Raw genomic sequence first — 13,230 nt, 5'->3', positions numbered from 1 at the left:
CATGCTGCCCACCGCAGTCTGTGCGCAAAGCGCAGCGGTCGCATCGGAGCCGTGGGATCCGAGCGTACAGTCGCTCGTTGCCTTTGCACAGGTGATTGCCACGATGGGCTCGAAACCGGAGTGGGTCGAGCAACTTGGCGACGCGTTTCTCGCGTGCGCAGGACTGCGTGCAGGATGGCATGGCGCGAAGCAAGTTCAAGCTACGCGCCCAACATGCATGATGTTGGACTAAGGTCCTATTGTACTTTTGGTGCAAGTGTCAATACTGATCATCCTAAGAGACACGAACAGCAGAGGCTTCGCGTACCTGCTGCGAAACAGGTCGGGTCAGCTTTCCCGCGGTTTCTCTCGTTGTTTAGAGCACCAGCGGAAAGTTTCCGGCTTTTTCGTGTGGAAACTTCCAGGAGTGCAAGATGATCCGTACCGTTGTTGCCCTGCTACTGGGTTCAGCCCTCGCGCTACCGTCATGGGCTCAGGCGCCCACAAAAACCAATCCTCTGAAGATGAAATGCGAGGACTTCCTTGCCGTCGGCGAAGTCTACCGGCCGGCTGTCGTCTATTACCTGGTCGGAGTAGACAAGCTCGGTGTCACGGAAACCGACACCATGGTGGAAGACACAGCAACGCCGGTGGCCGCAATTGTTGCCGAATGCCAGAAGGCGCCGAAGGCATCGCTCCATACAAAAGTCAAAGAGATGTACAAGAGTGGTCAGATCAAACTCTTTGAGCACCATTGAAAGAGCGGTTCTGGTTTTCACGTGTTGCCGGACTGCCGGGAATTCACGGCGGGAATTGCATCGACGGCCCCGTCGCGCAGCCCTTCCTTGGCTGCCGTACATTGGGCGATTCATGTCGTTCCGGTATAGGTTTGCCAATCACGACAACACGCAATCGCCTGTTGATAAGGACTACGCGTTTTTCCGGTCGCCCGTGACGGATTCGCAGAAAAACGAACACGGGCGCAAAGCGCTTGCCTGTCACGCGCAGCATCACGCGGTGAAACCTGCGCGGGGCATCGACGTTTGCAACCGCACGCACGCCAACGGCCAATGGGCAGCCGCCATGACTCAAGCAGGCGTGTTGGGGCGCAGGCGTGACGCCGCTCGCACGATTGGCTTGCGTGATACGTGACCGAAGCACCAAGGAGTCGACAATGAATCGACGAAATGTTCTGTGTGCCGCTGGGGCCACGATCGCGCTCTCAGGTTTCGCTCTAACCGGATGCACGATGACGGGAAACTCGGCGCCAACAGCCGCTGGTAACTCGGACAAGCGTCAATCGATCGATGCGGGCGTCGACGGCACGATGTCCCGGCTCTACACCACGGTGGGCGGATCGCGAGAACTCGTTGCCAAGGCGAATGGGATTCTCGTCTTTCCATCGATCATCGAAGCCGGCTTCATCGTCGGGGCGCGATATGGCGAGGGCGCGTTACGCGTCGGCGGCGCCTCGGTTGGCTACTACAGCACCGTTTCCGGTTCGTTTGGCTTCGAGGTCGGCGCGCAGTCGAAGGCGCTTATCTTCCTGTTCATGACTCAGGATGCGCTCGCGAAGTTTCGTAGTTCGAAAGGCTGGACGGCTGGCGTCGATTCGTCGGTTGCGCTCGTGAGGGTCGGCGCGAACGGCGTGATCGACGCGACCACGGCTACGGAGCCCGTCGAGTGCATTGTGCTGACCAACGCGGGACTGATGGCCAATCTGTCACTGCAGGGAACCAACGTATCGCCCCTGGATATCTGATGACGGCTGCACTCAGCCACTTCGCGCATGCTGCATTTGCCCCCCGAAGTGCGCCTGCCGCCGGCACGCTGAGGCGAGCAATGGCGCTCCGCTCGCGAGGCCCGCTATCGGACCATGGTCCGATAGCGGCGCCTGCGCTCATCAGGCTTTTAACCGACGAATGCCGTCAACGGCCGATGCGATTCCTCTTTGGAGCAAGGACCAGTCCATACCGACGACGATCGCACGGTAGCCGCGTGCAATCATGGCATTCGCCAGGTCGGCGTTCGGCGCGACGCCGCCGAGCGAAACCTGACTCTTCAATATGGGCGCCTCGAGTTGCGCGATCGCCGCTTGCACCTCTGGAAGATCCGTCTTGCCTCGGTGTCCCATGCTGGTTGCAAGGTCCCCCGGTCCGATGAAGACAAGGTCGAGTCCGGGCGTCGCGACGATGTCGCCAATATTGCCGATCGCGTCGACATGCTCGATCGTGCCAATCGCGAGCACTTCCTTGTCTGCGCAATCCAGATACTCGCGCATCGACAAACCCCATCTCGGCGGCGCGTAGAACGGCCCCCAGAAGCGATCGCCGTCGGGCGGGTAGCGGACCGCCCGGACCGCCGCCTGCGCGGCAGCGCGGGTCGTCGTCATCGGAAAACAAATGCCGAGAGCGCCGAGGTCGAGCGGGACCTTGGCGTGCCACGCATCGGTTGCGGCAACCCGAACAAGCGGGACAAGGGGAGTGCCGGAGGTCGCGCAGATCATCGCGTGCGCCGAGCCCGCATCGATTGCGCCATGCTCCATGTCGATAAGAACCCAATCGAGACCGGCGCGCGCCATGATCTGGATGGTTTGAACTGACGGCATTGTCGCGATCGCGCCGAGCGTCGCCTGGCCATTTCGCCACATCGATTTCAGCCGGTTGATGCCACCGGGCGCCGGAATAGCAGTCGTCATTTTGGCTCCTCGCACGTACGCGCTCGCTGCCAATCAGTCTATGCATGGCGCGACGGCGTTGCCAGGCGGTCTGCCAGGATCGCTGGGCGAATGCCTGTTGTCCCGCATCGCCGGCGGTCAGCCCGAAAGGAAAATGAAATAAATTACCGAGGGCCGCGTGTTCGACGTCATCCAGCCGGCGCCGAGCCGAGCCGCCCGACCGGGTGCCGGCGGTGGTTGCTGGCGCAAGCGTCGCCGGGGTTGAGCGCTTGCGTTCGGCCGCATACTCAAGGGGTTTCCCGCCGCTTGAATGTCATCGGCCGCGTAGTACGATTAGATCATCGAAAAACGAAATAAAGGTCCCGCCATGGACACGACCGCAAGGCACGCGACGGCCCTCGCATTGCTTGCAGTGGGCTGCGCGATATCGGCAGCGTCCCACGCGTATAGCAAGGAAGAAGAAGCTGCGGCGCAGGACCGCGAAGTCCAGGCGGCCTACGACCGGGGCTACAAGGCAGCCAGGGAGGAGATGGCGCAGGCGGGTGCGCCTGCCGCGGCGCCGGCTACAGCGCCCGCAAAGAAGGCAGCCGGCGCAGCAGCCCAGAAGCCGATCCTCGACATCAAGCACACATATAGCGACGCGGGCGAGGTCTCGACGGTCATGACCGTGCCGGTGGTGGTCAAGCCGCTCGCGGATGAACAAGGCGGACAAGGCGCGCAAGGAACCCAGGAAGCACAAGAGGCGCAAGACGTGCAGGACTCCACCGCCGCGGCCCCGGCCGAAGCGGTAGCGCCCGCGCAGACGACTGCACACGCGAACGTTGCCAACGCCAGCGCAGCGCCCGCGCAGGCTGCCCGGCAAGCACAGCCGCAGCCTCGCACCTATGCGCAGGCAGGCGCCAACCACCACGCTGTTGCGGCAACGCCGCCCGCGCAGGACGACGTTGCGCCGCCGGAGTCGCTGGCGAACGACGAAGCCGTCGACGAATCGGAGCCGCCGCGCTCCGCGCAGATCTACTCGACGCAAGGCCAGGGTTACGCCCAACCCTATTCTCAACCGGCGCAACCACGCGTCCCGCCCCAGGTCCAGGCCCAACAGCAGATCCAGCAATACGCACCGCCGCCCCAGCCGTACGGTTATGCCCAGCAGCAGCCGGCGTATGCGCCTCAGCGGCCGGCCTACGCGCAACCGCCCGCCTATGCGCAGCAGCAGCAACCGGTGTATGCGCAGCAATACGCCCAGCAGCAATATCCGCAGCAGCCGCCCATGTACGCGCAGCCTCGGCCCGCTTACTACCCGCCGCCCGCACCGTGGGGCTCGCAGTACCAGCAACCGCCGGCGCGCTGGGTGTACTGGTCGCCGCAGTACGGGCGGTGGATGTACTACTGAGCGCCGCTTACCAGCGCGCGTCGTTCATCTGGCAGGCGAGCAGGCAGCCCAGCGCGGAGATGGTGCCGACCGAGCCGATACCCAAACCCAGGGCGATGTTCTCTGCGGTCGTGGCGCAGCCTTGCAGCATCAGCGTCGAGCTGAGCAGCACGGGGAGCAGGAGTTGACCCAGGATGCGCGAACAGGTTGGGCGTCGTTGTGACATAAGGCGTGGGTCCGGGGAGGATTCTTTTGCGGGATGTGAGCTTGTCAGCTTACTGGCTCGCCTTATCCGCATTCCCGGGAGCAACGTGTGACAACGGCAATCCCTTACCGATTACCTGGCGGCGGTAAGGAAGTGGGCGGCGGGGGATTTTTTAGAACCCGTGCCGCGCGCTGATAGCCGCGCCCGTATCGTGCGAGCGCGTGAGCGGAAGATGCGCATCGGCGGAGAGGTCCCAGTCGCCAACCGAGACGAGCGGCGGCGATTGCGGATGAAGCGCCTGGTTCGGGATGCCGTTACTGTCGACCTGGGCTCCGGGCGCGCGCAGCCCATTGCCCGCCGCATCGAGTGCGCTATTGGCGTAGTCCGGAGTGCCAGGCGTTGCAGCGGTGGTTTTCCCCAAACGCGCGTTGTACTGCCTTTCAAACGGCGACTGGTATTCGTAACGCTTCGCAATGGCGGGCAAGGATACTGAAGGCGCCGCCGGCGCAGGCGCGGCCGCGACGGCGTGCTTCGGGGCGTCGTGGCCCCTCGCGTGTTTCTGGACGTGCTTCTGGACTGGCTTCTGGGTGTGCGCCGCCTTGGCGGGTTCGGCCGCCGAGACGCTGGCGAGCGCCAGAAGAAAGACACCCAAAAGCCATCCCTGGATCGGATGCTTCATGGAACGGAATCTGCGTTGGAAAACTGGTGCCGCATCGAATCGACGCGCGACACTCGCCCCTGGAGTCTAGATCAATCAGAAGTACGACCAATCGGGGTCTTCCCTCGTCTTGCGCCCGCATCTTCACGTCGGCAACGGCGCCGCCCGCTCCAACTCAATTCAGTCGCTTCTCTCCATCAGAATGGAATCTCCGTTCTGCTTAGCAATTCTGACTTCGCGGCTTTACCGAGACTGGAACTCGCCCGTCTTCTCAATGGATTTGATGCCCTGGACAATCGACTGCCAGGACCTCCGCTGCCGTTCCCGAGCCGCCGTCGTGCCAGCCTGTGTCGCGTCGCGGTTTCCGGCGGTCCGGAGTCGCCAATCGCATGCTTGTAAACAGTGGTAATATTCCGGACGCAAAATCCGTCGGAGCACTGACAGTAATTGGTCGGTCACCGCCGCTCCGTTCCGCCGTTCCTGTCGAATTCCTTGCACTGCTTACAACTAGAGCGTCTGCGATTGCCCATGCGCAATACGCGCGCAACAGCCCGTCACGAGGCGGGCGACCCGGGAAATCATGAAAGTCCGTAACGCCCGCCTGTGGGCGCCAAGAGGCCCGCGCCGCTGGTGTATTGCCGCTGGCGCGCTCGCGCTCGCGAGTGCCATCCGTTTCGCTCTGCATCCCGTGCTCGGCCCGATGATGCCGGGCACGACGTTCTGTATCGCCGCTTCGCTGGTCGAATACTTCCTCGGCCTCGCGCCTGCGCTGACCGTGATGGTGCTCGGTCTCGCCGTTGCGGACTATATGTTCGTGCCGCCCTACAACTACATTACGTATCTCGACACCCACGATCTGATTTTGCTGGTGTCGTATCCGCTCGTCACAGTGCTCGTGATCACGCTGATCGAGCGCCTGCGGCGCGAACAGTTCCGCGCGCAGTTGATCGCCTCGGTCGCGCAGTCCCGCTATGAAATGCTGCTGCGTCAGGATAACGAGCGCGCGCGCGCCCGCCGCGCCATCGACGAGACGCATCGCCTGCTGCGCCACCTCGCGCAGCATCACGAGGGGTTCATCCTGATCAAGGGCCTCGAGCGCAATGCCGCCCAGCGAGCGAGCGTAGGGCAGAGCATGTCGCAAGCGCTGCCGGCCGCCGCCGAAGTTGCGCCTGGCCCGCTCTTCGACGCCCTGCATCCCGACGACGTGCAGCGCCTGACCCACGCACTCTCGCCGGGCCATCATCGCGTGCGTTTGCGCAGCGAGCAGCACAAGCGCGAATACCGTCACGCCAACTGCAGCTGCGAACGTTTCACCACTCACGCAGGCGATTTTCTCGTGCTGCGCACGGAGAGCTGACATGGCCACGCTCGAAATGGAGCTGGCCGCGACCGATGCGCCAGCCGTGCAATCCACGCGCTTTTTCTGCGAAGGCGACGGCCACGCCGTCCTCATGCTTCACGGCCTGTCCAGCTCGCCAATCGAACTGCGCTATCTCGCGCGCTATCTTCAAGGCGAAGGATTCACAGTGTGTGCGCCCGTGATCGACGGGTATAGCGCCGGCACGGGCCAGTTGCCGATGGAGCAATGGATCGAAAACGCCGCGCGCGAGTTCGACGCACTCGCGGCACGCTACGAGCGCGTCTCGATCTGCGGGCTTTCGATTGGCGGCGCGCTCGCGCTGCGTCTGATTCGCGAGCGGCCCGCGGCGCAGTCGCTCGTCCTGCTTTCGCTCACGCTCGCCTACGACGGCTGGGCGATCCCGTGGTATCGCTTCCTGCTCGACTGGGCGTATTTCACGCCGTTGCGCCACCGCTACCGCTATCGCGAGGCCGAACCGTTCGGTGTGCGTAACGAAGCGCTGCGCAAGAAAATTGCGCGCGCCATGCAACGCAGCGACTTTAGTGAAGTCGGTCCCTCGACGATTGCCCTGCCCGCCCTGCATCAGGCGCTGCGCCTCGCACGCGCGGCCCGCAAGGACGTTCCCGCAATCGAGAACGACGCGCTCGTCATCCACGCGATCGACGACGAAACATCGAGTCCGCGCAATCCGCGCCACGTGATCGACCGTATCGGCTCGAACTTCCTGCGCACGCTGTGGCTCGACGATTCGTATCACATGATCACCTCGGACAACGAACGCGAGATCGTTGCGCGCGAAACGGCCCTGTTCCTGCGCGAGAGCGAAGTCGCGCGCGGCGCGAAGGACGCGCCGGTCGTCTCCAAGGCGCTTGCCCGGCGTCTGCGCCAACTGGCGGCAGTGGGAAGGAAAAATACGTGATGCAAGCCGTAGCACTGAAAGGGCTGGCGTGCGTGGCCGCGCTGACCCTGGCCTCGCACGCGTGGGCCGACGCCGATACGTCCAGCACCGCCACGACCGACTCGCCGTGGAAAATCTCGATCGGCCCCGGCGCGTATTTCGCGCCTGAGTATCCGGGCGCGCGCCACATGAAGGTCTATCCGTTCCCGTCGCTCGACATCTCCTACCGCGACCGCTTCTTCTCGCAAGGGCCGGACGTGCTGGGCGTGAACGTGATTTCGGCGCCGAACTACCATGTGGGTGCTTCGCTGAGCTTCGACTTCCAGTCGCGCACCGTGTCGGACGACCCGCATCTGCATGGCCTGAGCAATGTCGACGACGGCCCGAAGCTGCGCCTCTTCGCCGACTACACGCTGTGGGCGTTCACGGGCGCCGTGGCCATGTATCAGGACATCAGCGGCCACGGGCAAGGTACGACGGCAACGGCGGATCTTTACGTGTCGCTGCCGCTGACGGGGTGGCTCTTTTCGGTGGGACCGGGGCTCACGTGGGCCAATGGCGTGTACACGCGCACGCTATTCGGCGTAACGCCTGACCAGAGCGCGGCATCCGGCTTGCCGGCCTATTCGCCCGGCGCGGGCATTCGCGATGTGCATATGACGTTCTACATGACGCACGACTTTTCGAAGCATTGGGTCGGCTCGGTGAACGCGACGTTCGGACGCCTCCAGCATTACGCCGCCGACAGCCCGATCACCGAGAGCCGCCGCGAAATCACGGCGTTCGCGGGGCTCAATTACCGGTTCTGAACGCGTACGCCGGGTCTCGCCTCGCCGCTGCGAGTCAAAACCGCTCGGCACGGAATGGCCGGGGGTCCACCACGGTCGGCGCGCCCGTCATCATTTCCGCGATCAGGCGCCCCGTGACCGGGCCAAGCGTGAGACCGTGGTGCGCGTGACCGAAGGCGAACCAGAGGTCATCGTGCCTGGGCGCGGGCCCGATGATCGGCATCATGTCCGGCGTGCAGGGGCGCCGGCCCAGCCACGGGTCGGCGTCGAGCCGCGCGCCCAGCGGGAAGATGCCGCGCGCGAGCGGTTCGACCGCTTCGAGCTGAACGGGCGTTTTGGGCGAATCGCGCAAGCCGAGTTCAACGCCGGTCGTGAGGCGCGTGCCGCGCAGCATCGGCGTGATCAGGAAGCCCGCTTCGGCGTCGAGCACCGGCTGGTTCAGCTTCGCGCCATTCGCAACCGCATAGTGCATGTGATAGCCGCGCTTCACGGCGAGCGGCAGCGTGTAGCCCAGCTGCGCCGTGAGATCGCCCGACCACGGCCCCATGGCAATGACCGCCGACTTCGCCAGCACGGGACCGTCCTGCGTCATGACGCGCCACGATGGTTCGAGCGTCGCGGCGTCGCCCACCAGCACACGGCCGCCTAGCTGCTCGAAGAGCTTCGAGTAGGCCGTGACCAGTCCCTTCGGATCACTAACCGAATCGGAATCGGTGTAGCGCACGCCGCCCACCAGTGTGTGGCTCAGTGCGGGCTCGGCGGCACGCAGCGCCGCGGCGTCCAGCGCCTCGTGACCCACGCCGTACTCGCGCTGCCAGCGCTGTGCCTCGGCCACCGTGGCGTCCATGGCGGCCGCGCTGCGAAACACCTTCATCCAGCCGTTGGTACGCAAGAGCGCCTCAGCCCCCGCCGCCTCGATCAGCGCGCGATGCTCGGTCACGCAATGCTCGATGAGCGTGGCATACGCGCGCGCAATTTCGGCGTGCCGGTCGGCGCGCGAATGGTGCCAGTAACGATAAAGAAAAGGCAGCAGCTTCGGCATGGCCCCCGGGTGATAGCGCACGTCTGTCGAGCGGTTGCGCGCGTAGCGCAGCAGCGTAGAAAGCTCGCGCGGAAACGCGTAGGGGTAGACGCCCTCGCGCTGAATTAATCCCCCGTTGCCGTGCGAGGTTTCATTGCCCGGCGCCCTGCGGTCCACGAGCGCGACCGCAAGACCGCGCCGCTGCAACTGCAAGGCCACCGACACACCGACGATACCGCCGCCAAGCACGACCGAATCGAATTTCATCACGCAATGTTCCTGGCTCGAAGGCGCTCAGGCGAGCGCGGTGACGGCCACTTCGACATCGAGGCCCGGGCGCATCAGCAATGCCTGTACACAGGCGCGCGTGGGCGCGTGGCCTTGCGGCACCCATGCATCCCATACGGCGTTGAAGGCGTCGAAATGCTTCGGGTCGCTCAGCCACACATTTGCGCTCAGCACGCGCGTCTTGTCCACGCCTGCCGATGCGAGCAGCTTGTCGATGCGCGTGAGAATTTCGGTAGCCTGAACGTCGATCGGCGCGCCTGCCGTATCCGGCACCTGGCCCGAGAGATAGACCACGCCACCCGCGATCACGACCTGGCTCATGCGCGCATTGGTTTGCAGTCTTTGAATGTCGTTGCTCATGTTCATACCGCCGAAAGACCCGCGGCGTCGCCGCCGGTTGGGTTGTAAATGGGAGGCGCCGTCACGATGGAAGTCAGCGCCGGATTGGCTTGCGCCAAACGCGCGATATCGGGGCGCGGGCGACGCAAGTCAGGATACGCGGAAAACGCCGTTTCCAGCGCCTGCGAGACCGCTAGCGTCTTCATGTCGCCGCGGAACGGTCCAACGATCTGGAGTCCGAACGGCATGCCTGCGTGATCCATGCCGCACGGCAGCGCGAGCGCCGGATGGGTGGTGAGCGTGACGACATAAGTCAGCGCGAGCCAGCGATAGTAGTTCTCTTGTGCGCGGCCGTCGATCTGCGCGGCGTACAGTTCGCTCCACGGGAATGGCGTAACCGGCGTGGTGGGCGAAACGATTACGTCGTAGCGCGCGAATGCGCTCTGGAAGCGCTGGAAGATGCGCGTTTGCTCGGCTTGCGCCCACGCGCTGTCCGAGAGCGACATCTTCGCGCCCATTTCGTAGTTCGCACGCGTGTTCGGGCCAAGCGCGCCAGGGTCGCGCGTGTACGCGGTATGCAGGCCCGCGACGAAGCTTTCCGCGCGGATCACGTCGAAGCAGCGATGCACGTCGCCAAGATCGAACTCCACGGGCTCGCACGTGTGGACGATGCGTTTGAGTTCCGCCACGCGCGCGCGGAACACGGCGCGAATTTGCGGGTCGACGTCGCAGCAGCCGAAGTCTTCGGTATAGCCGATGCGCAGCGTCGATGGATCGATATGCGGGGGAAACGCGAACGCGTTGGCGTCCACGGCGTAGCTCAGCGGATCGCCCGCCGATTCGCCCGCCGTTGCCGCGAGTTGCAGCGCTGTTTCGGCGACGTCGCGCCCCATCGGCCCAACCACCGAGATCGGCGTCCAGCCGAGCAGGCGCCGCGAATTGGGCACGAGCCCCGGCGACGGACGAAAGCCCACGACACCGCACTTCGCCGCTGGAATACGCAGCGACCCGCCGGTATCGGAGCCGGTGCAAACCGGCAACATGTCGCACGCGAGCGCCGCCGCCGAGCCGCCCGACGAACCGCCGGCGTTGAGCGTGGGGTTGAACGGATTGCCCGTCGCGCCCCACACAGGGTTGCGCGTATTCGCGCCCGCGCCTAACTCCGGCACGTTCGTCTTCGCCACGAGAATCGCGCCCGCCGCGCGCAAGCGCTCCACGAGCACCACGTCACGAGACGGCACGTGGCCGCGTGACATCGGCGAGCCGTAGGTCGTGAGCAGGCCCGCCGTATCTTCGAGATCCTTCACGCCGAGCGGCAAACCGTGCAGCAAGCCAAGAGGCTTGCCGTCCATGACGGCCTGCTCGGCGGTTTTGGCCGCTTCGCGCGCGGCATCGAAACACGTTGCCGTAATCGCATTGACGGCCGGATTCACGGCTTCGATGCGCTCGATGCACGCATCGAGCAGTTCAACGGGCGAAATGGCCTTTGCGCCGATCAGGCGGCGCAGTTCGACGGCGGACAGACTGACCAGTTCGGTCTTGTCAATCATCATTCGGTTTCCTGATGAAATGAGGTTCAGCCGATGGCCTCGCCGGTGCGGTCGCGCAGCCAGACGAGCGGGATCAGCGAAATGGCGCAGGCAGCCGCGACATACCAGGCGGGCGCGAGCGGATTACCTGTGCGCGCAACGATCCAGCTTGCCACAAGCGGCGAAAATCCGCCGAAGATCGAGGCGCTCACGACATAGGTGAGCGCAATGCCTGTCGCCCGCACTTCGCGCGGGAACAGTTCGGGGATCATCACGAGCACCGGCACGACCTGCCCCGCCACGAACACGGAGAGGAAAGCGGAGACCGCGCAGAGTAGCGCCATGGAAGGCGCGGCGGAAAGCCATGCGAACGCGGGATACACGCTCAGCAGCAGCACGACGCGCGAGATCACCAGCACGCGCTTGCGGGTGTAGCGGTCGGCGAGCTTGCCCACGAGCGGCGCGGAGACGAACAGCACGAGCGAGCTGACCACACCCGACGCGACCGCCGCCGTGGATGAAAGATGAAGCACGCGCACGGCATGGTTCGGCAGAAAAAACGCGGTGATGTAGATGGATACCGAACCGCCGAGTTCGGCGAAGGTCCCGAGTATCGTGAGCTTGAGGTGCGTAGTGAGCGCGGCCTTCAATGCGCCGCTACGCTTGGCGCCGTGCGCGGGCGCCGCGCTCAGCGTTTCTTCCAGGCGGCGGCGAATCAGCATGCCTACCGGCGCCGCCACGATCCCCACGAGGAACGGAATGCGCCAGCCCCAGCTATCGACCGCCTCCTTGGGCAGCAGCACATTCACGAGCGTGGCGACCGCCGCGCCGAGCGCGAGGCCAAGCGCCGTCGCCGCGAAGTTCCAGCTCGCGAAGAACGCGCGCGTTGTGTCGCTCGCATATTCCACGAGCAGCGTGGTGCCGGGGCCGAACTCGCCACCGGCAGCGAAGCCCTGAATCAGGCGCGCCGCGAGCACGATCAGCGGCGCCGCGATGCCCGCCACCGCATACGGCGGCGCGCAGGCGATCAGCGCGCAGCTCAGCGCCATCAACATGATGGTGAGCACCATGGCGCGCTTGCGCCCGGCGCGGTCCGCGTAGGCCCCGATGACGATGCCGCCCAGCGGACGCACCACGAAGCCCACGCCGAAGAGGCCGATGGAAAGCAAGAATTGATTGACCGGCGACGCGGAAGGAAAGAACAGCTTGCCGATCTGGATCGCGAAGAAGCTGTAGATCGTGAAATCGTAGTACTCGAGCGCCGTGCCCAGTGTGGTGGCGGCAATGACCTGGCCCTTCGATAGGCCGGCTTTTCCCAGTGCGATTGAGGCCACGACGCTGCTCCTTCAAAGGGGAGTCGAGATGCGAGTTATCATATACGAGAAAAAAATAATTCTCGTATACGACAAAACCCCTAACCGGGAACCGTCCCTTCCATGACAAAGCGCGCAGCACAAGAGATCGCAACTGAGCAGGCCCCGACGGAGATCGATCACGCAGCCGTTGGCGCGCGTCTGCGCGAAGCGCGCAAGGCGCGCGAACTGACGTTGATGCAGCTATCGGAGTTGTCCGGCATCGCGGTCTCGACCATTTCGAAGGCCGAGCGCGGTGATATTGCGCTCACGTATGACAAATTCGCGGCGCTCGCACATGCGCTGAACGTGGACTTCGACACGATATTCGGACGCAGGAAGCGCAAGGCGGCCGGCCCGATGAAGCCGTCGCTCACGCGCGCGGGCAAGCAGATGATTTACGACACGCCGAACTACGAGTACGGCATGATCGCCAACGACCTCACCGGCAAGCGCATGGTGCCGATGCGCGGACGCATCCACGCTCGCACGATGGACGCGTTTCCCGATTACATCCGCCACAGCGGCGAGGAGTTTCTGTTCCTGCTAGGCGGGGAGCTGGAACTGCATTTTGAAAACGGCACGGTCTTCAAGCTGTCGCCCGGCGACAGCCTTTACTTCGACAGCGCCGTGGGGCACGTGTACCTCAGCACGGGTGCCGAGGATGCCGAGGTGCTGGTCTGTTGCGTGGACAACGACTCACACCGGCTTCCTGAAACGCTCTGAGCGAGGGTGACGCCGCCGCTTTCGAGCGGCGGCGTCACGTT

The 13,230-nt window shown here is 64.4% G+C and carries 14 protein-coding genes and 1 pseudogene; 8 read left to right on the top strand and 7 right to left on the bottom strand.

The features are described from left to right. Positions 1-34: 34 nt before the first annotated feature. The 3 genes and pseudogenes from U5A58_RS31855 to U5A58_RS31845 form a co-directional block, all read left to right on the top strand. Positions 35-154 (top strand): annotated as a pseudogene (locus tag U5A58_RS31855) (DUF3300 domain-containing protein); the annotation flags it as partial. 259 nt (positions 155-413) lie between these two features. Next, entirely contained in the window at positions 414-737 is a 324-nt protein-coding gene (locus U5A58_RS31850) for an HdeA/HdeB family chaperone (protein WP_321915221.1), read from the top strand. Between the two features lie 416 nt (positions 738-1,153). Further along, positions 1,154-1,741, top strand: coding sequence for a YSC84-related protein (locus U5A58_RS31845; RefSeq protein ID WP_321964386.1), 588 nt, complete (start codon positions 1,154-1,156; stop codon positions 1,739-1,741). A 141-nt stretch (positions 1,742-1,882) separates the two neighbouring features. Here the strand turns inward: U5A58_RS31845 and U5A58_RS31840 are convergent, their stop codons facing one another. After that, positions 1,883-2,677 carry an HpcH/HpaI aldolase family protein gene (locus U5A58_RS31840; protein ID WP_321964385.1) on the bottom strand — a complete coding sequence of 265 codons (795 nt, stop codon included), beginning with the start codon at positions 2,675-2,677 and terminating at the stop codon, positions 1,883-1,885. Between the two features lie 346 nt (positions 2,678-3,023). Between U5A58_RS31840 and U5A58_RS31835 the strand changes: the two genes are divergently transcribed. Next, complete coding sequence (locus U5A58_RS31835) at positions 3,024-4,046, top strand: hypothetical protein (protein WP_321964384.1); 1,023 nt, start codon at positions 3,024-3,026, stop codon at positions 4,044-4,046. Between the two features lie 7 nt (positions 4,047-4,053). Here U5A58_RS31835 and U5A58_RS31830 read toward each other — a convergent pair whose 3' ends face one another. Together U5A58_RS31830 and U5A58_RS31825 are read right to left on the bottom strand one after the other, a co-directional pair. Next, a complete protein-coding gene (locus U5A58_RS31830; protein ID WP_321964383.1) occupies positions 4,054-4,251 on the bottom strand; it encodes a hypothetical protein in 198 nt (65 codons plus the stop codon). A gap of 151 nt (positions 4,252-4,402) precedes the next feature. Next, on the bottom strand, positions 4,403-4,909 hold the full coding sequence (locus tag U5A58_RS31825; protein WP_321964382.1) for a hypothetical protein: 507 nt from the start codon (positions 4,907-4,909) through the stop codon (positions 4,403-4,405). A 559-nt stretch (positions 4,910-5,468) separates the two neighbouring features. Here U5A58_RS31825 and U5A58_RS31820 point away from each other — a divergent pair. Genes U5A58_RS31820 through U5A58_RS31810 form a run of 3 tightly spaced genes read left to right on the top strand, consistent with a single transcriptional unit; the run spans position 5,469 to position 7,955 of the window. Further along, entirely contained in the window at positions 5,469-6,245 is a 777-nt protein-coding gene (locus U5A58_RS31820; protein WP_321964381.1) for a DUF4118 domain-containing protein, read from the top strand. 16 nt (positions 6,246-6,261) lie between these two features. Beyond that, a complete protein-coding gene (locus tag U5A58_RS31815) occupies positions 6,262-7,167 on the top strand; it encodes an alpha/beta hydrolase (protein WP_321964484.1) in 906 nt (301 codons plus the stop codon). After that, complete coding sequence (locus tag U5A58_RS31810; RefSeq protein WP_321964483.1) at positions 7,167-7,955, top strand: MipA/OmpV family protein; 789 nt, start codon at positions 7,167-7,169, stop codon at positions 7,953-7,955. Before U5A58_RS31815 ends, U5A58_RS31810 begins: the two co-directional genes overlap by 1 nt. 34 nt (positions 7,956-7,989) lie before the next feature. On the opposite strand, the gene U5A58_RS31805 is transcribed toward U5A58_RS31810, so the two are convergent. Genes U5A58_RS31805 through U5A58_RS31790 form a run of 4 tightly spaced genes read right to left on the bottom strand, consistent with a single transcriptional unit; the run spans position 7,990 to position 12,445 of the window. Beyond that, positions 7,990-9,222, bottom strand: a complete 1,233-nt coding sequence (locus U5A58_RS31805; RefSeq protein WP_321939541.1) for an FAD-dependent oxidoreductase — start codon at positions 9,220-9,222, stop codon at positions 7,990-7,992. A 27-nt stretch (positions 9,223-9,249) separates the two neighbouring features. Further along, positions 9,250-9,603 carry a RidA family protein gene (locus U5A58_RS31800; RefSeq protein WP_321915231.1) on the bottom strand — a complete coding sequence of 118 codons (354 nt, stop codon included), beginning with the start codon at positions 9,601-9,603 and terminating at the stop codon, positions 9,250-9,252. A gap of 2 nt (positions 9,604-9,605) precedes the next feature. After that, complete coding sequence (locus tag U5A58_RS31795) at positions 9,606-11,132, bottom strand: amidase (RefSeq protein WP_321964482.1); 1,527 nt, start codon at positions 11,130-11,132, stop codon at positions 9,606-9,608. Between the two features lie 26 nt (positions 11,133-11,158). Continuing rightward, positions 11,159-12,445, bottom strand: a complete 1,287-nt coding sequence (locus U5A58_RS31790; RefSeq protein ID WP_321964380.1) for an MFS transporter — start codon at positions 12,443-12,445, stop codon at positions 11,159-11,161. Positions 12,446-12,547: 102 nt separating this feature from the next. Between U5A58_RS31790 and U5A58_RS31785 the strand changes: the two genes are divergently transcribed. Beyond that, positions 12,548-13,189, top strand: coding sequence for an XRE family transcriptional regulator (locus U5A58_RS31785; protein WP_321964379.1), 642 nt, complete (start codon positions 12,548-12,550; stop codon positions 13,187-13,189). Positions 13,190-13,230 lie beyond the last annotated feature (41 nt).

The organism is Paraburkholderia sp. J7, assembly GCF_905220155.1.
In the GTDB taxonomy this organism is placed as follows: Bacteria; Pseudomonadota; Gammaproteobacteria; order Burkholderiales; family Burkholderiaceae; genus Paraburkholderia.
Note: the sequence above shows the minus strand (reverse complement) of the source record. Positions and strands in the feature narration are given on the sequence as shown.

What these genes read in the sequence shown, in the direction of transcription:
- U5A58_RS31850 (WP_321915221.1), top strand. Translation starts at nt 414, where the DNA reads ATGATCCGTACCGTTGTTGCCCTGCTACTGGGTTCAGCCCTCGCGCTA.
- U5A58_RS31845 (WP_321964386.1), top strand. Translation starts at nt 1,154, where the DNA reads ATGAATCGACGAAATGTTCTGTGTGCCGCTGGGGCCACGATCGCGCTC.
- U5A58_RS31840 (WP_321964385.1), bottom strand. Translation starts at nt 2,677, where the DNA reads ATGACGACTGCTATTCCGGCGCCCGGTGGCATCAACCGGCTGAAATCG.
- U5A58_RS31835 (WP_321964384.1), top strand. Translation starts at nt 3,024, where the DNA reads ATGGACACGACCGCAAGGCACGCGACGGCCCTCGCATTGCTTGCAGTG.
- U5A58_RS31830 (WP_321964383.1), bottom strand. Translation starts at nt 4,251, where the DNA reads ATGTCACAACGACGCCCAACCTGTTCGCGCATCCTGGGTCAACTCCTG.
- U5A58_RS31825 (WP_321964382.1), bottom strand. Translation starts at nt 4,909, where the DNA reads ATGAAGCATCCGATCCAGGGATGGCTTTTGGGTGTCTTTCTTCTGGCG.
- U5A58_RS31820 (WP_321964381.1), top strand. Translation starts at nt 5,469, where the DNA reads ATGAAAGTCCGTAACGCCCGCCTGTGGGCGCCAAGAGGCCCGCGCCGC.
- U5A58_RS31815 (WP_321964484.1), top strand. Translation starts at nt 6,262, where the DNA reads ATGGAGCTGGCCGCGACCGATGCGCCAGCCGTGCAATCCACGCGCTTT.
- U5A58_RS31810 (WP_321964483.1), top strand. Translation starts at nt 7,167, where the DNA reads ATGCAAGCCGTAGCACTGAAAGGGCTGGCGTGCGTGGCCGCGCTGACC.
- U5A58_RS31805 (WP_321939541.1), bottom strand. Translation starts at nt 9,222, where the DNA reads ATGAAATTCGATTCGGTCGTGCTTGGCGGCGGTATCGTCGGTGTGTCG.
- U5A58_RS31800 (WP_321915231.1), bottom strand. Translation starts at nt 9,603, where the DNA reads ATGAGCAACGACATTCAAAGACTGCAAACCAATGCGCGCATGAGCCAG.
- U5A58_RS31795 (WP_321964482.1), bottom strand. Translation starts at nt 11,132, where the DNA reads ATGATTGACAAGACCGAACTGGTCAGTCTGTCCGCCGTCGAACTGCGC.
- U5A58_RS31785 (WP_321964379.1), top strand. Translation starts at nt 12,548, where the DNA reads ATGACAAAGCGCGCAGCACAAGAGATCGCAACTGAGCAGGCCCCGACG.